At 37.4% G+C, this 23631-nt stretch carries 27 protein-coding genes and 1 pseudogene; 6 read left to right on the forward strand and 22 right to left on the reverse strand.

Annotated elements, in window-relative coordinates; genetic code table 11:
• Nucleotides 1-707 precede the first annotated feature (707 nt).
• Nucleotides 708-908 carry a cold-shock protein gene (locus PQ474_RS15950; RefSeq protein ID WP_064094055.1) on the reverse strand — a complete coding sequence of 67 codons (201 nt, stop codon included), beginning with the start codon at nt 906-908 and terminating at the stop codon, nt 708-710.
• A gap of 489 nt (nt 909-1397) precedes the next feature.
• Entirely contained in the window at nt 1398-1565 is a 168-nt protein-coding gene (locus PQ474_RS15955; RefSeq protein WP_273845267.1) for a hypothetical protein, read from the reverse strand.
• Between the two features lie 195 nt (nt 1566-1760).
• On the opposite strand from PQ474_RS15955, the gene PQ474_RS15960 reads away from it, so the two are divergent.
• Together PQ474_RS15960 and PQ474_RS15965 are read left to right on the forward strand one after the other, a co-directional pair.
• Nucleotides 1761-2495 (forward strand): PRC-barrel domain containing protein, encoded by a 735-nt coding sequence (locus tag PQ474_RS15960; protein ID WP_273845269.1) that lies wholly within the window; start codon nt 1761-1763, stop codon nt 2493-2495.
• Between the two features lie 243 nt (nt 2496-2738).
• On the forward strand, nt 2739-3554 hold the full coding sequence (locus tag PQ474_RS15965; protein ID WP_273845271.1) for a formate/nitrite transporter family protein: 816 nt from the start codon (nt 2739-2741) through the stop codon (nt 3552-3554).
• A gap of 18 nt (nt 3555-3572) precedes the next feature.
• On the opposite strand, the gene PQ474_RS15970 is transcribed toward PQ474_RS15965, so the two are convergent.
• Together PQ474_RS15970 and PQ474_RS15975 are read right to left on the reverse strand one after the other, a co-directional pair.
• The gene (locus PQ474_RS15970; protein WP_273845273.1) at nt 3573-4181 is read right to left on the reverse strand and encodes a class I SAM-dependent methyltransferase; all 609 of its coding nucleotides are present in this window, start codon (nt 4179-4181) and stop codon (nt 3573-3575) included.
• Between the two features lie 33 nt (nt 4182-4214).
• Nucleotides 4215-5313 (reverse strand): annotated as a pseudogene (locus PQ474_RS15975) (threonine aldolase family protein).
• A gap of 612 nt (nt 5314-5925) precedes the next feature.
• On the opposite strand from PQ474_RS15975, the gene PQ474_RS15980 reads away from it, so the two are divergent.
• Complete coding sequence (locus PQ474_RS15980) at nt 5926-6126, forward strand: hypothetical protein (protein WP_273845276.1); 201 nt, start codon at nt 5926-5928, stop codon at nt 6124-6126.
• Between the two features lie 247 nt (nt 6127-6373).
• On the opposite strand, the gene PQ474_RS15985 is transcribed toward PQ474_RS15980, so the two are convergent.
• Nucleotides 6374-7681 (reverse strand): MFS transporter, encoded by a 1308-nt coding sequence (locus PQ474_RS15985; RefSeq protein ID WP_273845278.1) that lies wholly within the window; start codon nt 7679-7681, stop codon nt 6374-6376.
• Between the two features lie 196 nt (nt 7682-7877).
• Between PQ474_RS15985 and PQ474_RS15990 the strand changes: the two genes are divergently transcribed.
• A complete protein-coding gene (locus PQ474_RS15990) occupies nt 7878-9095 on the forward strand; it encodes a helix-turn-helix domain-containing protein (protein WP_273845279.1) in 1218 nt (405 codons plus the stop codon).
• A gap of 113 nt (nt 9096-9208) precedes the next feature.
• Here PQ474_RS15990 and PQ474_RS15995 read toward each other — a convergent pair whose 3' ends face one another.
• The 3 genes from PQ474_RS15995 to PQ474_RS16005 all read right to left on the reverse strand — a co-directional run bounded on the left by PQ474_RS15995 (nt 9209) and on the right by PQ474_RS16005 (nt 10458).
• Nucleotides 9209-9349 (reverse strand): hypothetical protein, encoded by a 141-nt coding sequence (locus PQ474_RS15995; RefSeq protein ID WP_273845281.1) that lies wholly within the window; start codon nt 9347-9349, stop codon nt 9209-9211.
• Nucleotides 9350-9461: 112 nt separating this feature from the next.
• On the reverse strand, nt 9462-9800 hold the full coding sequence (locus PQ474_RS16000) for a GNAT family N-acetyltransferase (protein WP_273845283.1): 339 nt from the start codon (nt 9798-9800) through the stop codon (nt 9462-9464).
• Nucleotides 9801-10155: 355 nt separating this feature from the next.
• Complete coding sequence (locus tag PQ474_RS16005) at nt 10156-10458, reverse strand: hypothetical protein (protein WP_273845285.1); 303 nt, start codon at nt 10456-10458, stop codon at nt 10156-10158.
• A 304-nt stretch (nt 10459-10762) separates the two neighbouring features.
• Between PQ474_RS16005 and PQ474_RS16010 the strand changes: the two genes are divergently transcribed.
• Nucleotides 10763-10915 (forward strand): hypothetical protein, encoded by a 153-nt coding sequence (locus PQ474_RS16010; protein WP_273845288.1) that lies wholly within the window; start codon nt 10763-10765, stop codon nt 10913-10915.
• 162 nt (nt 10916-11077) lie between these two features.
• Here the strand turns inward: PQ474_RS16010 and PQ474_RS16015 are convergent, their stop codons facing one another.
• The 3 genes from PQ474_RS16015 to PQ474_RS16025 form a co-directional block, all read right to left on the reverse strand.
• Nucleotides 11078-11704, reverse strand: coding sequence for an FMN-dependent NADH-azoreductase (locus PQ474_RS16015; RefSeq protein WP_273845290.1), 627 nt, complete (start codon nt 11702-11704; stop codon nt 11078-11080).
• A gap of 92 nt (nt 11705-11796) precedes the next feature.
• Nucleotides 11797-12036, reverse strand: coding sequence for a MarR family winged helix-turn-helix transcriptional regulator (locus PQ474_RS26410; protein ID WP_337956371.1), 240 nt, complete (start codon nt 12034-12036; stop codon nt 11797-11799).
• 332 nt (nt 12037-12368) lie between these two features.
• The gene (locus tag PQ474_RS16025) at nt 12369-12521 is read right to left on the reverse strand and encodes a hypothetical protein (protein ID WP_273845292.1); all 153 of its coding nucleotides are present in this window, start codon (nt 12519-12521) and stop codon (nt 12369-12371) included.
• A 100-nt stretch (nt 12522-12621) separates the two neighbouring features.
• Between PQ474_RS16025 and PQ474_RS16030 the strand changes: the two genes are divergently transcribed.
• Complete coding sequence (locus PQ474_RS16030; RefSeq protein WP_273845294.1) at nt 12622-13836, forward strand: DUF2515 family protein; 1215 nt, start codon at nt 12622-12624, stop codon at nt 13834-13836.
• Between the two features lie 54 nt (nt 13837-13890).
• Here PQ474_RS16030 and PQ474_RS16035 read toward each other — a convergent pair whose 3' ends face one another.
• The 11 genes from PQ474_RS16035 to PQ474_RS16085 form a co-directional block, all read right to left on the reverse strand.
• Nucleotides 13891-15315 (reverse strand): DHA2 family efflux MFS transporter permease subunit, encoded by a 1425-nt coding sequence (locus PQ474_RS16035; RefSeq protein WP_273845296.1) that lies wholly within the window; start codon nt 15313-15315, stop codon nt 13891-13893.
• Nucleotides 15316-15814: 499 nt separating this feature from the next.
• Nucleotides 15815-16255 carry a GNAT family N-acetyltransferase gene (locus PQ474_RS16040; protein WP_337956370.1) on the reverse strand — a complete coding sequence of 147 codons (441 nt, stop codon included), beginning with the start codon at nt 16253-16255 and terminating at the stop codon, nt 15815-15817.
• 21 nt (nt 16256-16276) lie between these two features.
• The gene (locus tag PQ474_RS16045) at nt 16277-16714 is read right to left on the reverse strand and encodes a hypothetical protein (RefSeq protein ID WP_273845298.1); all 438 of its coding nucleotides are present in this window, start codon (nt 16712-16714) and stop codon (nt 16277-16279) included.
• Nucleotides 16715-16872: 158 nt separating this feature from the next.
• Nucleotides 16873-18138 (reverse strand): TRAP transporter large permease, encoded by a 1266-nt coding sequence (locus tag PQ474_RS16050; protein WP_273845300.1) that lies wholly within the window; start codon nt 18136-18138, stop codon nt 16873-16875.
• The gene (locus PQ474_RS16055; protein WP_273845302.1) at nt 18139-18612 is read right to left on the reverse strand and encodes a TRAP transporter small permease; all 474 of its coding nucleotides are present in this window, start codon (nt 18610-18612) and stop codon (nt 18139-18141) included.
• Between the two features lie 66 nt (nt 18613-18678).
• Nucleotides 18679-19719, reverse strand: a complete 1041-nt coding sequence (locus PQ474_RS16060) for a TRAP transporter substrate-binding protein (RefSeq protein ID WP_273845304.1) — start codon at nt 19717-19719, stop codon at nt 18679-18681.
• 48 nt (nt 19720-19767) lie between these two features.
• On the reverse strand, nt 19768-21132 hold the full coding sequence (locus PQ474_RS16065) for an FAD-binding oxidoreductase (protein WP_273845306.1): 1365 nt from the start codon (nt 21130-21132) through the stop codon (nt 19768-19770).
• Between the two features lie 286 nt (nt 21133-21418).
• Nucleotides 21419-22063, reverse strand: a complete 645-nt coding sequence (locus PQ474_RS16070; RefSeq protein WP_273845309.1) for a YczE/YyaS/YitT family protein — start codon at nt 22061-22063, stop codon at nt 21419-21421.
• 232 nt (nt 22064-22295) lie between these two features.
• Complete coding sequence (locus tag PQ474_RS16075) at nt 22296-23120, reverse strand: DODA-type extradiol aromatic ring-opening family dioxygenase (RefSeq protein WP_273845314.1); 825 nt, start codon at nt 23118-23120, stop codon at nt 22296-22298.
• A 36-nt stretch (nt 23121-23156) separates the two neighbouring features.
• Nucleotides 23157-23471, reverse strand: coding sequence for a 4-oxalocrotonate tautomerase (locus tag PQ474_RS16080; protein WP_273845316.1), 315 nt, complete (start codon nt 23469-23471; stop codon nt 23157-23159).
• Nucleotides 23449-23631: hypothetical protein (locus PQ474_RS16085; protein WP_273845351.1), on the reverse strand; the 183-nt coding region annotated here is incomplete at its 5' end. The genes PQ474_RS16080 and PQ474_RS16085, both read right to left, overlap by 23 nt.

Raw genomic sequence — 23631 nt, forward strand, 5'->3', positions numbered from 1 at the left:
TTGACTTCGTACATAAATCGTCTCTCATTTTAATACTTCTGAACAGTTGGACTCATTAATAAAGAGGATACTAAGATCGGAAACCTTTTTAGTATCCTCCATTCCTTTTTTCTTTGATATAAGGCTTATCTTCAGACCACTTTTTCAGATTACTTACTCCTGACATAATAATAAAACCTGATAGATCAAAACACACTTGATAATCCAATGATAGCGGTACTAACAAAACTGGGAAAACTACTTGTGTTAAGCGATTCAAGGATAACCTTAAACCTAAGCCCTCTCCTACTCTGTTCTTTGGTAATGTCGTAATCGTCCTTGATATCGATAGAGGAGCGCCCATTCCTAAGCTAAGCCCCAATATAAAGGACAATAAACCTAACATAACCACATTTGAAAAGGCTTTTATCCTTTCTTATGCTCTTTTGGTTCATTGTTTATCAGGAATCAAAAATGGTATTTCCTATTTCCATTTAAATTTTTTTAGGTATTCCAGACATTATGTGTTATGCTGTGTCTAACCTTTTTACCACTTGTTTAAGGTTGTCTTTAAAACTGACTCAACTTGCGAATTCCATACACTTTATTTATTAGCTTTTGATCCCAAAAGCATTGGATATAAGATGTATGACCTGAGCATGAAGAGTCAGTCTTTTTTCGTGCTTTTTCCGCAAAAAAAAGGACTCTACGAGAGAGTCCTTTTCTAATTATGCTTTGTTAACGTTAGTAGCTTGAAGTCCACGTTGACCTTGCTCAGTGTCAAATGTAACTTTTTGGCCTTCGTCTAAAGATTTGAATCCTTCGCCTTGAATAGCTGAGAAATGTACGAATACATCTTCTCCTCCTTCGATTTCGATGAAACCGAATCCTTTTTCTGCGTTAAACCATTTTACTGTACCTTGTTGCATGTGTGTTTCCTCCTAGGTGGATATAATCCACATTTTATTACTATAGTTGCTCAATTAGATATCAAAGGCGAAAAGTTCAAATACTTTTTCTTTAATGACAGACCGAACAAAAATAATTCTTCCTTAGAATAACAGATAAAAACAGAAAAAGCAAATCGAATTTTAAATTTTTACCAATAGCCAGTCATTTTTCGCTCCTTTTGCATGTGTATTGCCTCAAAATAGATAACGGTAGACATTAAATCTACATCTTAAACTACGCACTAGCGTTTCATGATACCTATTCACCTTTTCTTGAAAATATATTCGTAAGAAATGAGCCAACGGAAAGATTAATAATCATATTGACGATTGGAGGAATCACAGCTAATTCTCCAATGAATTCCAAGGCTAAGATCGCCGCAAGAGCTGTATTACATAAACCTACATGAAAAAGAATTCAAGCGGTGTAACTATGGGACTTACAGCAACACCAATTCGCCTTAACATTCATAGATAAACCAGTAAAAAAATAACGACACCCAGCAAAAGACTTGGAAGCCAAGAATCCACTTGTAAATATAACGGTGATAAATAGGTCAACACCGCTATTAGAACTATAAGAATCGATAATCTTCTTGAAATCCATTCATTTAAGGAGCTTATCGTTCGAGCCATTTACTACTAGCCTCCTTTTATTAAAGTAGAAGATTCAGTCTACATTTTACACATTATTAAGAATAATCGATCTCTATCTTTTTTAAAAGAAATTTCCTTTTCTAAGAGTCACGTTTATTTACTCACCTCTAGATGTTTAATTTTCTTCTAAAAGGTTATTGAAAAAGTAGATCATCAGAAAGAGGAGGAATTAAGATGCTTTACAAAACTAATTTAGTAGAATCTTGTGTGGTACAAGCCACAGACGGAGAACTAGGAAAAATAAAAGATCTATACTTCGATAGCGACAACTGGGTAATACGTTATATGGTGATCGATACACAGAAATGGCTACCAGGACGAAAAGTATTAGTTTCACCGAGTTCTTTTGATCGTGTTGATGTAAAAAATAAAAAAATTTCTATTTTTGCAAGTAAGCAACAAATAGAAAGCAGTCCAACCATCGAAGAACATCAACCACTTTCTCGTAAAAACGAAATCGACCTTCATCAGTACTACGGCTGGTCACCTTATTGGATTGGTAGTGGTTTAACAGGAATGGGGCATGTACCAACTGCCGTAGAACTACGTGAAGAGTCACTCCCCTATCAAGACTATGATGAAGCTGATCCATCATTAAGAAGCGTAAGTAAAATCAAAGGACAACTGACAGGCTTTAAGGTCTTTGGCATCGATTCGAAGCTTGGGAATGTCATTGATTTTGCTATTGATGATCATTCATGGGCCATTCATTCTTTAATCGTTGATACCGGAACATGGCTACCAGGACGAAAAGTCGCATTAGACACAGATGCCATTGAGTCTATCGATTGGGTAAATAAAGAGTTTAAAACCAATCTCACTTCAGAAGATGTTGAAAGAAACGCTAGCACAACTGATTCCATCTCAGAATTTGCTGAGCTACCAATAGATAAGCTCAGCAAAAAGTAAGACTAGAAAATAGTTGAATGCATGAAGAGGCTCAAAGAATTTGTTTGAGCCTCTTCTAGTGTTTAAAACTCCATTGCAACTAGAACATCCTCTCTTTATTTTGTGAAATATTTCACAAAACATTAACAATGAAAACGCCTCCTATTTGTCGTGAATTTGACAAAATTATATAGCGAATCATACGTCATTTTTCTATGGTAAAGTAAGCATGATTAAAGCCTAATGAGAAAGGTTGTTACTCCTATGGAACATGTTGCGTTATCACAAATAGAAAGCTTAGCCTTAAAAAAACTAAAGATCTATCGTCAAAGTCGTGTTCGTTATCTATTAAGGTCGATTTTAGCCAGTCTCTTTATCGGATTTGGAGTTATTGTAGCCTTCAAAACTGGAAATCTCTTTTATTTAGAAGGGTCTCCATTAACTTATCCGATGGCTGCTATTACATTTGGAGCCGCCATCATTTTAATCGCATACGGAGGTGGCGATCTTTTTACAGGAAATACATTCTACTATACCTACGCCTCTTTGCGAAAAAAGATGGAGTGGCAAGCTGTCATCAAGTTATTAAGCATGAGTTATCTTGGTAATTTTTTAGGAGCTGTTGTTTTTGCGGTTCTCATTTATTTTACCGGTCTCTTTAATGATCATTCCGTTAACAGCTTTTTATTTAGTGTAACGGATCAAAAAATGAATACACCTTGGTTAGAGTTATTTTTTCGTGGAATTTTATGTAACTGGCTTGTGTGTCTAGCCTTCTTTATTCCAATGACACTCAAAGATGAGGGTGCTAAAATCCTTACGATGGTCTTGTTTGTGTTCTGTTTCTTTATTTCTGGGTACGAGCACAGCATCGCAAATATGTGTACGTTTGCGATTTCGTTAGTTCTAAATCATCCAGATACGATTTCCTTTAATGGCGTCGTTCATAACCTTGTACCTGTGACGATCGGAAATATAATCGGTGGAAGCTTGTTCATGGGCATGTTCTACTTTTACGTGAACAAACCAAATTTAGAAGAAATCGAAATTGATAATGAACAAAAGCAGCGAATCTCCTAATAGAGACTCCCTGCTTTTTTAGTAGTTCAACTGATAAATCAAAAATCTTTCATTCTGATTTTTCTCATATAAATCTGGTATAATGACTTCCTTCTTTAATTCAAAAGATGTGTCATTCTCTAAAAAATGAATGTAATCCTTCGTTGGATAATATAAAACAAGTTCGATTTCCCTGGCATGTGTTTCAACTGAACGTAATATTCGATTAATCACTCGTCTAAATACTTGTATGGAAAACGGGTTAAAAAAATAAAATTGATTGTCTGATTCATTAATTTGATATTCCTCGGCCTTACAGCAAAGGAAAAGGATATTCTCTTTTCCTTTGTTCCAACTTGGTACATAACTCTTTTGATTCTCTATCGCTTCCAAATATAACATCTCGTCCACTTCAATCCCGACAACAGACGCATGAAACCTGTCATGTATGAAGAAATTCAATCGCCCTTTTCCACATCCGAAGTCAACGATTCGATCACTATTTTTTAATTCATATTGCGAAAATAATGTTTCGAGAGCACGGTAAGGAGTTGGTTCATAACGATTATAATGCCAAGATATGTGTAATTCCTTCCCGTCTTCTCCTGTTTCAATGTTTAACAATTTGTCATAGTCCTGGTCCTTCATTTGTTTGCTCCTATTCCAATTAACTCCAACTATCTATTCACCGATTTTGCGCAATTGAACATCAAGTTTGTCAAATACGTTCCTAAGTGTTTCTTTTGGTATCTTTGCATAAAGATCACCTACACTCACTTCGAAATAACAAGATTTCGCGCTGATCTCTTTAATATGGTTAGTTATCCCAATTCCAGTGTCCTCCATGATGGCGATTAAAATAGGCGCAACCTTCTCTTTTGACCAATCCAAATGCACATGAAACATATTCGAAACTGGTACAATCGGTTTCGTTTCAACGGTATCACATTGATTAAAAAAAGAAGCTAACTCTTTGGCATCGTTGTAATACTGTTCCATTTTATTTACTCTTAGATTAAAGTAATAGGCCGCACTAATCACATATGGATATAAGCTGATTAAATCACCACCATGTCGCCTTTTCCACTTTTTTGATTCCTCCGTGAAGACTTGATCTCCGGCCAAAATCGCTCCAGCAATTCCACCAATTCCTTTATAAACCGATACGTACACACTATCAAATAAATTTGAAATCTCAGCAGCTGTTTTATTATAAAATGGCAACACCTCTAGTAGCCTTGCTCCATCTAAATGTAACTTAATGCCTTTTGCACGACAGTACGTACTAATGGCTTCAAGTGTATCATAATCAGGCAATTGTCCACCAATTTCTCGTTGCGGTAATTCAAGCAATAAGCAGGCTACATCTTCATTCATGCTAGTCACATCTTCTAGTGTAATGACACGTTTTTCATCGGCAAGCAATACAGGCTCGATCAGGTGCAGTTTTTTCAACCCATCTTCTTCATGAATTTCTAAGTGACTCAATGGGTGATAAGCAACTTTTTTTAGGTTTTTCTGATCACACCAGATTCTTAAAGCAATTTGCTGAGCCATCGTCCCACTTGGAAAAAACACTGTTTTTTCTTTTCTCAAATAGCTCGCCATCTTTTTTTCAAAAGCTTCTATAATCGCACCTTGGCCATACATATCAGTTTCTAATTTGTCCTCCACCTGTTCAAAAGCCTCTTTCAAGACTCGCGCCGTTCGAAAACCATTTTCCCGCTAGTTGAATAGTCGTTTGTTTATAGGCTTTTATTAATTCGTTCTTCATAGACATGATTGGACTCCTTTCCCTACTCATCTTACATGTTTTTGAGTTTGAGGTCTTAATCGACTTCCTATAATGTTCCCATTCTCCTATCTTACGACCTTTCAATGATCCTCTTAATCATAAGTTAAAATATCCGAATACACTAGTGATCGATAATCATGAAAACAATTAAACACTAAAATAGAGGTTTCCATCTAGCTGACAGAAACCCTATATTCACTCAGTATCGATACGATAAAGGCACCTTCAAATTCGCATTCTCTCGAATCCAATCAAGCAATTCTTGATCGTTTACCTCATTCTTGCTTCGAATCGCAAATGTATATTGAATCAGCGTTCGTAGATTCGTATATTTGACCAAGGTAAGACTGCTCCGTGTAACGTTGGAAAATGTCGTCAAACATGTTTTCATGATTTAAAATTTTTGGAACGTTCACTTTCAATATCTGCATGTCTTTACCTTTATGAAGCGTAAATTAACAGATCGATCTGCTACGCCAGGAAAAATTTGTATATTAGGGTTGACACCAAATTTTTCACACATTACATTTATGTAAAGATGAAGTAGCCATTTTTATGTTTGTGTACAATTTTAAAAAGTTAAAACGGAGGTCTAAATTGAAAAACAAAACTCAAGTTTCACTTGTCATCCTAGCCTGCATTGCTATCCTTGCATTGGGCGCTTTTAGAATCTTCCAAATCGAGAGGAATTATCAAGCTAACCTTCTTCTAGCAACAGCCTGCATCGAAAACGAAGGGACAGTCGTATCAACTCAAAATGGATTCTTTGCTCTTTCTAAGGTAACTTGTGAGGAATAGTGAATCTACCAAGCTGCGGTTTTGCTTTCCCTCTTCCTTAGCGAACGTAAGATCCCTTATTTATAAGAAATCTAGCATTTTTCACCGCTAGGCGGACATGAGTTCCCCTATTTAGTGTAAAAAGGGAGACAAAATCGACTAACGGCCCTATTAGCGCAACATCTGTCCACTAAACCTTAAACTCCAGCCATGATCGGCTTAGTTAAACTTCCAAATAAAAAAGATTAAGAGAAAGTCCTCTTAATCCTCATTGAACCACTCTTTCTCTCCCCCGTACAGTTCCTTCCCCTTCCTTACCAAACTCAGGGTAAACCTTTCTAACTACGGAAGGTCTAGCTAGAACAAGAACAACACTAATCAGAAGCAAAGCAGATAAAGTGAGAATCCACTGTGCCGGAAAAAGATCGTATAGGAAGCCATACAAGATCATACCTAAAGGCATTAACGCCATCGCACACGTTTCGATGATTGAAAAAACACGTCCTTTATACTCATCATCAATTTGTTTTTGGAGCATAACTTGCAAAGGAGTATTTACAACCATAATTATCATTCCGAAGAAGAGCATGACAACTAAATAATAAACAAAAATAGAATTATATGTCATTGAGATAGTTAAAGGCACTGAAATACTACCCATAATAACGCCAAGCGCCATAATGCCTCTTTTTGAAACGATCAGTGGAAATTTCACTTCTTTTCTCACCGAATAAAAAAGCGACATCAGAAGCATACCGACTGCAAAGGCACCTTGTGTCGAGCCAAAATGCTGGGAATCCATTTTCAGAGTTTCAATAAGGATAAATGAATAGCCAACTTCAAACGCTCCAAACAAGAAATTTACGAGAAAAGAGATCCAGATAATTGTTAAGAGAATGGGTTGAAGTCTTAGATAACGAACTCCAGCTTTCATGCTTTGCCACATCGATTCCTTACCCACGTCTTCTCCCCCCTCTTTAGCCTTTGAGTAAAGAGTAAAATTCATCGTTGATTCAAGAATGACGGCAATAATCGAAGCAGCCATATAGATGATGAGAAATAACTCCATGGAAACAGCTCCATATAATAACCCACCCGCCGCAGGACTTCCGATCGCAGCAAAAGAGATCGCCATTTGATTCAAGGACATTGCTTTTTGGATACGAGCTTGATCCACAAGGCCAGTAATCGAAGAGGTAAAGGTAACACCTGAAAACATCGAAGTAAGGGACAAAATACAGGTCGTTATATAAATTGCGGCAAGAGAGAGACCTGACATTACCGTGGTCACAAGTAACCCAGCAATCGTTAATGTTGTCGCAATTTGTGAGACAATGATAATCATTTTTTTCGAGTAGCGATCAACAAAAAATCCAGCAAATGGAGCCGCTATCGTACGCGGCAAAATGTTACAGACAAGGTTTAAGGCAAAGCTTGTTGCCGAACCCGTCATTTGCAAAATATAAAAACTAATGGCAAAAGCATAGATTTGCGTACCAAAAGAAGAAATCAGTTTACTAATGGTAAAGGTATACAAATGGTAGGTTGCTTTTTTTAGCTTGAGAGCCTCATTCATTAAAATTCCCCACTTCATAAGTTTAATTAAATTAAACAAATCATAACATAGCCTTTCTCGTCTTTTCAAGATAAAGTTTAATTAAATTAAACAAATGATGTTTTTGCCTAGTGTCCCTTTTATTCAGTGTTTATTTGTCAGCCACTGAGAAGTTCAATATAATTAAACTAACGAGACAAGGAGAGTGCCATATTACATGCTTGGAGACCGAATACGAACATTAAGAAAACAAAATAAGTTGACGCTAGAGGCACTTGCTGGGGACAAGTTAACAAAAGGCATGCTCAGCCTTATCGAAAACAACAAAGCGAAGCCATCGATGGAAAGCTTAACGTACATTGCAGAGCGTCTGGAAGTAGATGTTAGTGATCTTTTAGATGAAGTGAGCGTCCAGGAATTGCGGAATATATTAGAGAAAGCTGAAAAAATCTATAACGATAATATCGATCCATTATCTGATAAATATAAACAGCTAATTACTCTCATCGAACCACATATCCAACATCTTACCCAAGGTTATGAATCAGCACGTTTACTAGACATCTATGGACGCAGTCTTTTTCATGACAAAAAGGATGGATGGCAACCATATTGTAATAGAGCTTCTCATATGTATGATCAAATGAATCTAACAAGTCAACGTGCTTTGGTCAGTACTTTTAGAGTGCAAGCAAAATTTTTCAATCATGACTATTTTGACGCTTTGCAGTTATTTCTTGCAGAGCGTAAAGAAATCGAGACCCATCACGCTTATATCGATCCATTGACACAACTAGACTTAGATTATTATGAGGCGATCTTACAGTATGCTGTAGGGGATTCGACGTCAGCGGTACGGATTATGGAAAAGGCCATCGCCTTTTCAAAGGAAAAAAAGATTTTCTATCTAGTAAGCGATTTATATAGACTGGCTGCTGCGCATGGAATGATGACAGGCGCAGCCGAGAAAAGAGAGTTTTATAAGAAGAAGTTAAAACAATATGCAGAATTCGCTGATGATACAGAGCTAATGCTCTTTTATGATCTCCTTACAGTTATGACGCTCATTAATGAGGAACAAGATTACAAAAAAGCACTAGCTATGATTGATCCTAACTTAGCAAACCCACAAAAGAGAGATTCGTACGGACCTTGGTTTTCCCTTGAAAAAGGAAAAGCATTATTCCATTTAGGTCAGTTGGAAGAGGCACTCGAGTGGTTAAATAAAGTGGAAGTTCCTACTTATATTCACCATCCATTTGATTTATCGATTCTTTATATCAAGGATGCGTATATTGCCCTTTGTTATCTTGAACTCGGGAAACAAAAGAAGGCAATTACTTTTTCCAAAGTTGCGATGGAGCATTTTGATCCCCTCCCCGATACATCATTCAAACAATTTTGTATAGAAGCATACGAAAAGATTAATCAATAAATAAAGATGGAACTCAAAGCTTGTTAAGCTTAAGTTCCATCCTAATCATTTAACTCAGCCGACCTTTTCTCCCATCAGAGCCTATCTCTAATGACAAAAACTCTAAAAACCTCCTAAATGTCAGCACCGACAATCCAAAGAGCACTAGAGATAATCCCATCGTACTTAGTTCCCCTAAAACCTAATGCGAGTAGCGCTCGAAAACCCGCTATACCTACAAAGAGAACGGTTACTATAATCGCTACCACGCTCATACTTCCTCTCCACTCACCTAGATTTAACGATCATTTCTTGCTCATTGCTCCCTAGTTAAATAGAAGGCTTTGACATATCCATCATGCTTGAAAACCCAATATTTTCATAGACTCATCCTCCACTAGAACTTGCCCAAAGTCTTGCTCGGTTTGCTCCTTTTTCTTTAAGCCAATCACAAACTTCCTCTACCAACTTAGAGGCTAAGCCATTATTACGATGTTGCTCTACCGTATATACGTTTATGATCCAACCAAAAAGGCTTTGTTCTTCAGCAAGTGGAAAAGCATACTCCATTTTAAGAAGACCACCCGCACAAGCAACAATCGCTCCATCTTTATCGATCGCAACTTTAAATAAGAGTTGGTTCATCTCACTTTCATCTAAAAATAACTGCTTTACTCTCTCAAGCTTATGCAAATCTGGTTTAGGTATGTTATCAACTTCTCCCATTTCAATAGCCATCTGAAACCAGAAATCTGCAACAGTTTTAATTCATCCCATGTAGCCGAGTGAGTTTCCTACATATGAAAACCTCCCTACCTTTCCATCTTAGCCTCCTATAGACATTGGTCTATTGTTTGCAAACTGTTAAGTCTAACCGAATCATGAACCTCTTCTATTTATCTCTTAAGAGTAACTTCTCCTATAGGATACTACCATTATTTAGCAGTTCCACTTCTTCGTGACCTTTAACACCACGTCGGATAGTAAGCAAAGCCACTCTTTGAATAAAAGAGTGGCTTTGCTTACTATGAATTTATTCCTTAGTGTTTTCCTATCATTCTCGTATGACAAGGTTTCTTGCTTACTTATCTTTTATTTTTTCATGAATGCTTTCTAGTTCTTCTAAAGAAAGGTTACTGAGTGAGTTTTTAATTTCTTCTTCTATTTGTTTTCTATTACTTTCTCGGTATTGATCCCACCATTCCCGTAAGCCTTCTGTATGATCAAATAAGTATTCAATGTCGATTTCTTCTATTTCATCATCTGATAAATAATTCAGTACAGCAGCTAACATCCGGTTAAGCTCTTTCACCTCAGATGAACGATCTTCTATAAGCTCATCCGTTTCCGTATCCTCTATAGTTGTAGCAGCTTTTCGCGCCATCCTTTCCCCTCCTTAATTTTGATATACAGGTTAGTATTACCAAAAAAACCATACTCATTAGCCATTCCGCGAATTTCATACGGGATCCTATATTTTTTACCGACAAGACCATTTATCATAACCATCAAAGGCCCCACTGCTCGAACCCTACTCTAATCCCATACTAAAAACCTATTAAATCACCTATTAATTTCTAATTATTGATTCCTCCAATAAAGATTTTAGACTAATTACCTATTAAATAATTTAAATTTTTAAAATAAATAGTATAATACGTGTAAATCTCTGTAGGAGGCGGAAGGATATGAGTAAACAAAAAGAACCAATGACCTATTTTAATGGAAAAGGATTAAAGAACTTAAAACCTTTAAATAAAAGGACAAATCCAGAATGGTTGAATAAACCGCAGCACTTAAGAGCATGTGTGAAATATCCTATTTTCCCTTATTCAACCTAATTTGAGAATCAGAAAAAAACTTAATAGACACTGTCTTTTACTATATTTTAAAAATTGATTCAAGAAACTTAAACACTTCTATAGAATACTCGCAAGAGTACAAGCACAATAGAAAAAACAGGGATCGTCTACCATCATCCCTGTTCCAGTTCTTATTTCTTATTAAAATTCCTTCGCTACTGCTACAGCTTTTTCAAGTCCCTCTTCAATAATGGTCTCAGCTTGATCTCGATATTGATTGTGACCTTCAATGATTACAGTAGAAATGTCCTCAACACCCCAGAAACTTAGCATGGTATTGACATAGTTAACTGCCATTTCAGCTGATTGAGCTGGGCCTTCTGAATATACGCCTCCTCTTGCATTTAAAAGAGCAACTTTTTTATCAGTTAGTAAGCCAACTGGACCTTCTGCCGTATAGCTGAATGTTTTCCCTGCTTGTGCCAAGTAATCTAAATACGTGTGCAAAACAGCTGGGACCGTGAAATTCCATAGTGGAAAGGCGATGACTACTTTATCAGCCTCAATGAATTGATTTAAGTATTGATTAACTAGAGTAGTAGCTTCTTGTTCAGCAGGTGTTAATTCCATCCCTTTTGAAAGTTTAAACATTCCATTGATTTTATCCGTGTCATAATAAGGTAAATTTTCTTCAAATAAATCTAGTTCTGTAATAGTATCCTCTGGATTTGCTGCTTGATAGCTCTCTAAAAAGGTGTGATAAAGCTTAACGCTTACCGCCTGTTCGATTGGTCGTGAATTTGCTTTAATGAATAATACCTTTGCCATTTTGAAAGACCTCCTAGAATCTAAAAAAAGTTGTTGTAGCAACTACTCGTTTTAATCAAGTTGATATAGCAACATTTTTATCTAAATATCGACTACAACGAGCTTCGGACATTCTCTTTCATTATTAAGAGCAATCTTTCTAGCTCCATGAGTTTTTCATTTGAAATCCCTTTACAAACGATGGCATTAAACTCCTCAGTAATCGGAAGAATCTTTTCGCCTAGCTCTTTCCCTTGCTTAGTAAGAAATAACTTTACAGACCTTCGATCATCCTTACAATGACTCCTGATAATAAAGCCCTTCTTCTCCAGGCTCGAAGGCATTCTTGCGATATTCGTCTTGTCTTATTAAGTTTATCTACCAAATAATGCTGAGTTAATTCATCTTATTCCCATACAAGCATTTATAATCAAATTCTGCTGAGGTGCGAGATTAAAAAGCGCTAGTTTTGACTTCACAAAACTAAACAGAAGCAAATCTGTTCTATGAATTTTTATGCCGATATAGTCCTGAAAAGATAATTTCAAATGCATTCTCTTTTAGTTGCTATACATACCAATTACAAAATTAAGTATAGTTAATGTCCTCGTTGTTGTCAATTTAAAAGCTAGTAGAATATTTAACTTAATTTGAGTTGGGAAATTTGCCTCAGTTCTTTAATCATTTAAGGATTCATTTCGCTTCTTTGACGCCCTTTTCCATCTCTCTTCTCTGTTTTACGCTTCATTCTACTTAACATATTCTTGTTTAGGTGACCCATATTGAAGAACAAGGAGCTTCTCGAAATAAATTCCCCGTTTTTTGACAACTTTTTCATCCGTCTCCCCCTCATAAACCCATAGTCATATAGGCAGCTATCCATTTTCTAAACGGATCTTCTTCTTCTCACATAAGGTACAAAAAGGAGGAGTTTGATCTTGGATCTCATCAAAAAAATCTCTCAAATCCCTAACATCATTAAGCAATCCGCCATTCATAAATTCGAAAAAAAACACTATCAATCAAAAATTCACCCAAGCGGTTTTGATCTTTCCATTCATTCAGCCACTCTCAAAGAGTTAAAAAACACAATTCTAACGCAACTCGTTCACCACAAAATAACTCTATCAGTCTTATCAACTGATGAACAAAACCTGATCAATCAACTAAAAAAGAAAGTTACATTAGCAAATCAAAACAATGTCACTCGAACCAATGCCTATTTTCAAATTTATGAAAACCATCCTGAACTCCATTGGGCGTTGCTCGCACATCTTGTTTCGAGAAATGGTGGTTGGAACATGACTGATCTTCAAGGTGGGTTAACTGATGTTCTCACATCAGAAAGACAGAAAGCATTTTTTATGTTTTTAGAGTCTGCTAATGCACTCATTTTTTATGATGCTTATCCGCAACTTTTACTATACGAAGAAAGCAAAAAACAAAAGAAGAATCTATTCCATCTTCTTCCTCATTTTCACGTTTCCAGCTTTATGAAGCCTATTTGGGATCATTTTTTCATTTCAAACGAGTCAAATCTGATCACTGTGGCATTGATCATCAATGAACAACATTACATTGAATCGCGCATCATCCAAAATTCATATTATAAGGAACACGTTTTAGATACTCTTCTATTTCAAGCTCAAGAGCTTTTCCAAATGACTCAAGTTTTGTTTCCTTTTCAATACAAAAAGAAGAAAACTAGATTGGCTGGCTTTTCTTTAGCTGATTTTGCTTCTGTTTACAAGCGGATTCAATTTGGCAAAAAACTTTATGCTATGCTCTTTGGAATCAGTCCTCTTTATGATAATATTTACACGTTTGCCAAAGAAAATCGCCACACTGGTTCTAGAAGTGATTATTGGCCAACCACCTTTTCCACAAGAAACGATGATTCCACAAAAGGAGGAACATCTTGTGGACTAAGAGAGCGAATGTATAGCCCTTCTTTAGAGGACGCGTGGGCTGATGTTCACCATACATTCACCAATTACCGTGACTGGTATTCCCCAGGGAATTCAGATGTATTTTCATTTTTTAATCAAAGCGATATCCCTCATTCTTTTGATATTACAGCCGATTATTGTCGCAGTTTACAAAAGCTGTACGTAGCTTCACTAGCTTATAAAAAAACGGAAAAGTGGCTTTAATTCAAAAAAAGAAGCTGTTCCATAACTGGATTTCAGCTTCTCATTTATTCCATTCTAGTTTGATTTTAAAGGTTGTGAATCCAATGTTTCTTCTCCTGGCTTGGTATACTTTACAAAAAACGAAGTAATCAGTCCGATTAACGAAAGAACTGCTACCACCATAAAGGCCATATTCGCTCCGTGAATATCCGGATAAGCGATGTCCGGACGTTGCTCACTCTGTAAAGTGACCGTTGTCATGACCGTGACTAGAATTGCCGTCCCTACAGAAGCGGCAATCATCCGCATGGTGTTATCCATAGCCGCACCATGTGGAATCAACCGTTTCGGCACCTGATTAAGAGCAGCTGTCTGAATAGGCATCAATATCATGACGAGTCCTAGCATCCTTACTGCGTACATGATCGTGATAAAAGCAAAGGATGTCTCTGGCCCTAAACGAATAAAACTAAATGAGGCAACCGTCTGAATTGATAAACCAATCATCACTAACCATCTAGCACCAATTCGATCAAAAATCCGGCCGATAATCGGAGCCATGATCCCTGTTACAACTGCTCCAGGCAATAACGCAAGACCAGCTTCAAATGCTGTAAATTCTCTCATATTCTGCATAAATAATGGGACAAGTGTCTCTACCCCGATTAGTCCCATAAACGTAATCATCCCAATGATAACCGCAAACGGGAATACCGAGTATTGAAACACTCGAAATTCAAGCATCGGATGGGCCAACTTCAATTGTCTTGTGATAAACAAAACAAGGGCTACGATTCCAACACCAAGAGAGACTAGAGTAAGCATAGCCGTCCAGCCGTAGTTTCCAGCACTAGTAAACCCGTAAAGGAGCCCTCCAAACCCGAAAGAAGATAATATAATGGAAAGAACATCTACCTTAGGTCGAGTGACTTCCGTTACATTTTTCAATTTAAAAAAGGCAACGACAATATCAATTAGGGCAATTGGTAGAATAATAAAGAACAAAAGTCTCCATGAATAATGTCCCGTTATCCAACCTGAAAAGGCTGGTCCGATTGCCGGAGCAAATGATATAACGAGACCAATTAGTCCCATCGCTGCTCCTCGTTTGTTTACGGGAAAGATCATTAAAAAGACCGTTGTCATCAGTGGCAGCATCACACCGGCTCCAGTTGATTGGATCACTCTTCCAAGAAGCAACACTTCAAAGTTCGGTGCAACCCCAGCCACTAATGTACCGAAAGCGAAGACACTCATTGCTGTAATAAAGAGCTGCCTCGTTGTAAACCGTTCTAATAAAAAAGCACTGATCGGAATCATAATTCCATTTACAAGCATAAAGACAGTAGTAAGCCACTGTGCACTGTTTGCCGTCACACCCATTTCATCCATAATAGGCGGGATCGCGGTTATCATCAAAGTCTGATTTAAAATGGCGATAAAAGATCCTGCAAGGAGAAGTACGACAATCGTCGACTTCTTATAACTCGTTGACTCCATTTATTTCCCTCTTTCCTTTATAAAAAAGATACTTTTACAGATTAAATGATTAGAGGCAATTAAGCTATGATTTGTTTTTACATTTTCCTTTCCGATGTATATTGGCACAAAAAAAGCTGTCGTCATGACAACTTCTTCTCTGGCAATCTGCTATTGCCGCCTTGAGATTTCATCATTACATAGATAATGATAAATAACAGCACTGAAGAACCTAGTCCAAATGCCAACTTAAGCATGAGATGTTTAAATTTTCTTATTATCTTTCGAGGTTCTCCCTCTTTCTCTATCGTAAAACAACCCCACTAACCCCTAAAATAAAAAAGCATCATAAAAGTCGCCAATTTTTATTTCCATCTGCCTTTTGTTCATTCTTGTTTTCGAAATCATTCACCTTCTCCTTTTAGTGAATGATCGAAAAAATCATTAATCGTTAAACATTCCTTTAAGGTCATCCCATCCATAAACGAACTCTCTAAGTTGCTTCCCAGAAATCTCAATATCAATGGCATCTAGCTTTCGACCCCCCTAGAAACTCATAAAAGGCTCGGGAAGGATTGTCAGCCAATACGTGAACAAGCATGGAGTTAATATGTAATATCTCCAATTCATCTATAACTGGTTTAACCAAGCACTTTCCAATTCCTTGTCCTTGGTACTCTTTTAACAGATAAATAGCATATAATTCCCCACCAAACTTTGAATACTTCCCGCTTCTTTCTTTACCACCTGATGAAAAACCGATTATTTTTTCTTCCTCGTCTTCTGCAACAAATACATTCCCATTAGTAATCTGATCTGACCATACTTGCTCACGGCGATCATAAGATAAATTCGTTAAAAATTCATCTGGAATGATATTTTTATAAGTCGTCCTCCAGCTCTCAACATGTACTTTGGCTATTCCTTTCACATCGGCTAATCGAGCCTTTCTTACCTTCATACCATCCCTCCATTCTCCTATTTAACGGTCACTATAAGTATCTAGAATCATCCCATTCGTATTTGAATCCACTAAAGTCAATTCACTATCTTCAAGCTGAGTGTCACTATGAAAATACCAAAGTGACTGCTCCTCTAGTTTGTATGTTTCGATGATATTTTTTTCTAAAACCATATTAAGATCTAACTGTATAGCCTGAATCCCGTTCACTTCCATATGGTGATTACTAGATATTAACCCATAGATTAAGTTCCCACCCTGCCTCTTTATAAAAAAGAACAATGCTTCATCGTTCATTTGATCAGCTGGAATTAACATAAATTGTTCATCCCAATGAAATAAAGCTTCCTGTGGTTCCGAAAAAGACTCCGCTCTCTCACCTAGAAACCAGATAAGCCCTATTATAAAAAGGATTAAACCTAGGATGAATAGTGATCTGTATTTTAAAAAAGAGTTCATTTTCTCCCCCTCTCTGTTCACAGGATTGTTCCGCATCTCCACCCATATTATACCATTTAAAGAGGACTCTCTATGGCTCAATTTAAAAAAGCGGAGTATAAAATCAGTTCGATTTTATACTCCATCATCGTTTTTTTTATAGGTAAAAGACTCTCTTATTACCCGACTAAAAACAAGCTAATCGCTGGAATGAACGAGATAATAAGAACACAGACGATCATCACCAATATAAATGGGACAATGGCTTTTATTAAACTCTCAAATCTCGTTCCAGCTATATTAGCTGCAACAAATAAGTTAATCCCAACTGGCGGGGTAATAAATCCGATTGCTAAGTTGACAATCATGATAATTCCAAAATGGACCATATCAATTCCAAGTGCCGCTGCCACTGGTGCTAAAATTGGAGTTAAGATGATAATCGCTGCCGCCGTCTCTAAAAAGACACCAACAATTAATAACAAAAGGTTAATAATTAATAGCGTCACAATCCAATTGTCCGAAATCCCTAACATGAGTTCTGTAATTTGAGCAGGAATTTTCTCACGTGTTAAGTACGACCCAAAAACAGATGCACCCACAATAATAAACATAATGACAGATGTAATTTGAATCGAAGAAGAGAAAATATGGTGAAGATCTTTCCATTTAATTTCTCGGTAAATGACTACACCTACGATCAAGCCATAAACAACAGCGACTAGCGCTGCTTCTGTCGGTGTAAAGATCCCTCCGTATATTCCCCCTAATATGATAACAGGCATCATTAAGGCTAAAAAGGCATCCTTTAAAGCGATTAGGAATTCTTTAAAATCATATTTTTCTCCGCCGCCATATCCTTTTATGATGGAAATGACATAAACGAGGATCGTGAGAGCGACCACAATAAAGATTCCTGGAATAATACCAGCAATAAAGAGGTCTCCAATGGAAGCACCTGCTGCTACACCAAAGAGAATTAATGGAACACTTGGTGGAATCACTATACCAATAGTCCCTCCAGTTGCTTGAACGGCTGCTGAAAAATTTCGGTCATATCCTTTTTTCACCATTGCCGGAATTAAGATCGAACCAACTGCCGCTGTTGTCGCCGCAGCTGATCCAGATAAAGCTGCAAAAAAAGCACAAGCAATAATAGACACGACTGCCAATCCACCACGCATTCGTCCAAAGACTACATTCGCTAGGTGAATAAGACGTTTTGATATTCCTCCACTTTCCATTAGCTTCCCTGCTAAAATGAAGAACGGAATCGCGAGAAGAGGAAAAGAATCAACAGAATTAAACATTCGTTGCATAATGGAAAGTAAAGGAACAGAATCTTGAATAATAAAAATAATGGCTGCAGACATCCCTAGTGCTATGGCAATGGGTACATTAATGAGAAACATCATAATGAGTATAACAAAGACGAGCATTTCCATTTATTGTTCCTCCCCTCGTTTTAACTGTTGCCATGTGACATCCAATAAATTGATCGATAGCAAGACACCGCTAATTGGAATAACAGAATAAATAAGACCCATTGGAATTTTTAATACAGGTGAAAGCTGAGTCATGGAACGCTCTGCTAGATTCCACCCTTGTTGGACCATAATGAAAAAGAAACCTAAACAAACGATTCCTGAGATGACAATCAATACTCTACGCAAAGCCATTGGTGATTTCGCAACGATTGCTTCCATCCCAATATGAGACCTAGTTGCCATCGCATGCGCAGCTCCTAAAAATGTAATCCACACTAAGGAATATCGTGAAAGTTCCTCAGTCCATGCTAATGGTTGGTTTAAAACAAACCGAAATAACACTTGGCAAAATACTGCAACAATTAACACAATCAAAATGAGTATAAGGAGATAGTTTACTGTCATATTCATTGATTGAATTACTTTTCTCATAAGTCTCCCACCTTTTAAAAAAAACGGGAAGAAGAAGCTTCCCGTTTTTCAACTATTCACATAAGATTATTGAGCGTCAAGAATACGTTGTAACAATTCTTGGTTCTCGAAGTTATCAAATACAGAAGTAATCCCTGCACGGAATGGTTCAACATCAACATCTTCAATGATTTCCATTCCTTGGTCTTTCAACGTTTGTAAAGATACTTGCTCCATTTCAACGATTAATTCACGTTGATAAGGACCAGCTTTTTGTCCTTCTTCAATCACAATCGCACGTAAGTCTTCAGGAAGTTTATCATACGCATCCTTACTCAACATAAATACGTTTGCTGAGTATACATGGCCTGTTAACGTCATATATGCTTGTTTTGCTTCAAACAGGTTAAATTGGTCTGCCACGATCGCAGGGTTTTCTTGACCATCTACAACCCCTTGTTGTAAAGCTGTTAGTGCTTCAGTCCAAGCCATCGGTGATGGTCTAGCTCCTAACGCTTCAAACGCAGCCATATGCACTTCATTTTCTTGTGTACGAATTCTTAATCCATCTAAATCAGCTGGCTCATTCACTGGATGCAAGCTGTTCGTGATGTGTCTAAAACCATTTTCCCCCCAAGAAAGTGGAACAATGCCGTGTGCTTCAAAGCTAGCAAACAATTCTTCACCAATTTCACCTTCAAGGACAGCAACTGCTGAATCACGGTCATTGAATAAGAATGGTAAATCTAGTACTTTTAGTTCTGGAACAAAATTTGAAATAGGAGCGGTAGAAGAAATAACTAGATCAACCGTTCCAAGCGTTAATCCTTCTGTTAATTCTCTTTCTGCACCGATTTGACTATTTGGAAACGTCTCAATGGTCACTTGTCCATTCGTTCTTTCCGCCACATTTTCAGCCATTTGTTGCAAAGCTAATTCATATGGATGATCTTCTGGCAATGAGTGACCCGCTTGTAATACAAAGCTTTCTCCAGTTGAAACTGATGGCTCCTCTGTTTCACCACCCTCTTCGCCTTCTGTTTCTGTTTCCGTTTCTGAACTCCCGCAAGCTGCTAATAACAGAACTGTTAGTAAAGTAGCAACTGCTAAGAAAGATAATTTTTTCATCTTTCTTCCCCCTTTTATCTATGTTTTTATTTTTAATTTGTCGATTTTTTAATCAACAAAAATTTTACCAGGGTTTAAGATTCCGTTTGGATCAAGTGCGAGTTTAATAGCTTTCATCACTTCGTAGGCAGGACCATGCTCACGCTGTTGATAAGCAGATTTCCCAATCCCTACTCCATGTTCCCCTGTACAAGTTCCCCCGCGCTGTAGAGCATAACTTACGATGTGTTCATTGACTTCTTTAGCCTTTTGAACCTCATTTACATTGTTCATATCGATCATCAAAAGAGCGTGATAGTTTCCATCACCGACATGACCAAGGAGTGCTCCATCTAATTGGACTGCGTCCATTGCTTTTCTTGCATCTAAAATGGCTCCTGCGAGTTCTGTTAATGGTAAACTAACATCTGTTACCATCATCTTTTTACCAGGGAAACCGTGAATAAATGAGTAAGCTAAATTATGGCGGACTTCCCATAACTGAGTTTGTGCTTTTGTATCTGACTCAAATTGAATATCTGAACATCCTAAATCAGTAACAATTTCTTTCGTAAATTCAACATCTTGAGCAAGTCCAGCTTCATTTCCATGAAATTCAAGAAACAGAGTCGGCTTTTCCTCGTACTGCAATTCGTTATATGTATTAACTTGATGGATCGAACGATCATCCACCAATTCAATTCTCGCGATTGGAACCCCTGATGTTAAAATGGTCGTTACCGCATCTACCGCTGCTTGTACATCAGGAAATGTCGCTCTTGCAGCCATAATGGATTCCGGAATCCCGTACACTCTTAAAGTAAGCTCCGTAATCACACCCAAAGTTCCTTCTGATCCAACCATCAGGCCATTTAAATGGTATCCAGATGAAGACTTAGCTGACATGCCACCCGTATGGATGATTTCACCACTAGCTAACACCACTTCTAAATCTCGTACTTGATCTCTCATAATCCCGTACTTCACCGATGTCGTTCCACTAGCATTCGTGGCAGCCATACCACCAAGAGTCGCATCAGCCCCAGGGTCAACGGAAAAGAATAGCCCATATTTTTTTAATTCCTTATTAAGCTGGGATCTTGTCACCCCTGGTTGCACTTTTACTAGAAAATCACTGTTTCTCACATCTAAAATTTGATTCATTAATGACAGATCAAGAGAAATTCCACCATTGTATGGAATGACATGCCCTTCTAGGCTTGTCCCAAGTCCAAAAGGCACAACTGGGACTTTCTGTTCATTGGCAAATGCTACTACTTTACTAACCTCATCTTTCGTTTTCGGAAAAACCACAACATCAGGCAAACTTGAAGCATGGTAGCCTTCGTCATGACTATGTTGTTCGAGCATAGTGGGATTTGTTGACACTTGCTCCTTAGAAAGAATCTCTATTAGTTGTTCAATATAGCTCACGTTCTACTCCCCACTTTCATTTCAAAACATTATATTGTTATATAATCTTACAAAAACAAGCATACTTTTTCTTTTAAATTCAGATGTTGAGATTATTATTATATGTTAATACTTTTCAGATAATTTAGTCAATAAAAACTGTATAGTATGTTCAAAAAATATAATAGTAAAATTACATTTTAGTGAATTTTCAGTTTTATTTTTGTAAACTTTTAAAAAAGAAAAGAGATGATTCTAAAGGAACCACCTCGAACTAGTTATAATGAAAGTTACTCCAAGATTTCACTCAGCTAGATTTAGACTGTAATTCTTCCATCTTTTTAACAGGCATATCATCTATCTTTATTAACGATTTGAATTTACTATTAGAAAATTGTACAACTCTGCCTAAAGTCACTGCTATGATGACCGTACCTAGCCCAACAGGACCACTTAATAACAAGGCAAAGATCACACCGCTTAATTCAATTCCAATTCTTGACACATTTAAACTCCAGTGAAACCTCTCATGTAAAGCAATCATTAATCCGTCCATTGGCGTACGCGGTAAACGGGCTTCTATGTAAAGACCTATACCAATTCCTACTGTGACCACACCAATGAATAAAGTAAACCATTGTAATGTTTCTGAAGAAGTAAAATCCACATTCTTTAAAATCACGTAAATCCAAATATCTAAAAACCAACTTCTAAGGACGATTGCCACAACCGAACCGTATTGAAATCTTTTTCTTTCAACAAGCCATGTGATGAACACGACCATCGCTTGAGCAATGATCGACCAAAGTCCAATCGTTAGCCCTAGATGGGTATTCAACCCTACTGCTACTGCATCCCAAGGTCCTGCACCGATCTGCGATAAAATAATTAACGCTATACCGAAAGATGTGAGGCTAAGACCAACAAGATAAATCGCTATTCTTTTTCCCACTTACACACCTTCTCATCATCAGTTAGTAATAGTATAGCAAAGTAGACAGACTTAGGGATAGAGGCAATCGTTACCTATAAAAGGGTGATGACTTAGACTTAAGAGGTAAGCTTGATCAGATAAAATGGTTAAACAGTCTAACTTTTCAACTTTCAATTCCAGACAACAGGGAAAAAGACATCCTAAATTTAGAATGTCTTCTGTCAAATCAAATTTAAATTACTAGCAAGAATCACTTTGTTCCTTGCAAATGATTTTCCAACTCAAATGTCATAATAGCATTGCCACTACCTGATGATTGAGCATACGTATGGAAAGTTGGTTTATAACGGTCTTCTAAAGCACCTAGCATCATGGCTAAATGACGGCCACCACCTTCTACACCAGCTACATTCGCATACTGTGGTAGCATCTCTTTTGCTAGTTCCCAGTTTTGATTGACTATATAATCAATAAATTGATTGTCTAATGCTTGTTCAGATACAGTTGGCATGTGATGACGACCACGTACTAAATTATGGGCAAGGGCCCCGCTAAATACAAACACATATTTCTTGTCGGATTGGTTTAATACTTTTCCTATTTCCTGTCCCCATTTATACGTCTCTTCCAACCCAGCTGCCATTGTGATCGACAAGTTCACTACTGGAATATCTGCATTTGGTACAAGGTATCGCAAAGGAACAACTGTCCCATAGTCCCAAATATACGTTGGATCATTAACCGCTATGACAGGAAGACGCGCGTGCTTTCCTGCTAAAACGAGTGCATCTCCAAGCTCTTGGTCACCAGGATAATCATATTCCACATCAGAAATGATATCTGGGCATTCGAATGCCGTTAAAATCCCTTTATGTCTTGGTGAGACGTCAACATAATGGTGAAATGTCGATGGCCAATGACACGATACTAAAATTACAGCATCTGGCTTCATCTCTGTAATTTTCACTGCAATGTCATCCATTTTTGCTACGATCTCTTGTTGGAAATGAGGTACATTTTCCCTATGACAAATACTAGGAACATGAGCAGCTAAAATACCTAATTCAATGGTCATAAATAACCCTCCTACTATTAAAATTTATAATGAAGACTACTTGGAAGCATTACGTTTCTCGACAGACTCCCCTGCAATTCCCCAATGGCTCTTTGGAACCTCCGTAACAATTACTCGAACCGTTTCTCTAGGAACTTCTAGTGTATTCGTAATGGTTTCTGTAATATCAGCAATAACGCGCTCTATTTTATCTTTCGGGCGACCTTCCATTATGTTAACGTTCACAATCGGCATTTTCGTTCTCCTTTCTATCTTTTTTTGAAATAGAACTCTGTATTTAAGAGATCGTAGAAAAAGGTAAAAACCGACCTTTTTCTGATTTAACAATTTAAGCCTTCTCGAAGATGGCATTGGCTCCTCGCGCTGCGCGCCTTATGAGAAGATCGCTCATAAGGCTTAAAACATTGCAGCGGTTCCGCTCAATGCTTGGAGAACGTAGAAAAAGGTAAAAACCGACCTTTTTCTGATTTAACAATTTAAGCCTTCTCGAAGATGGCATTGGCTCCTCGCG

This window comes from Halalkalibacter alkalisediminis, assembly GCF_028610705.1.
GTDB lineage: Bacteria > Bacillota > Bacilli > Bacillales > Bacillaceae_D > Halalkalibacter > Halalkalibacter alkalisediminis.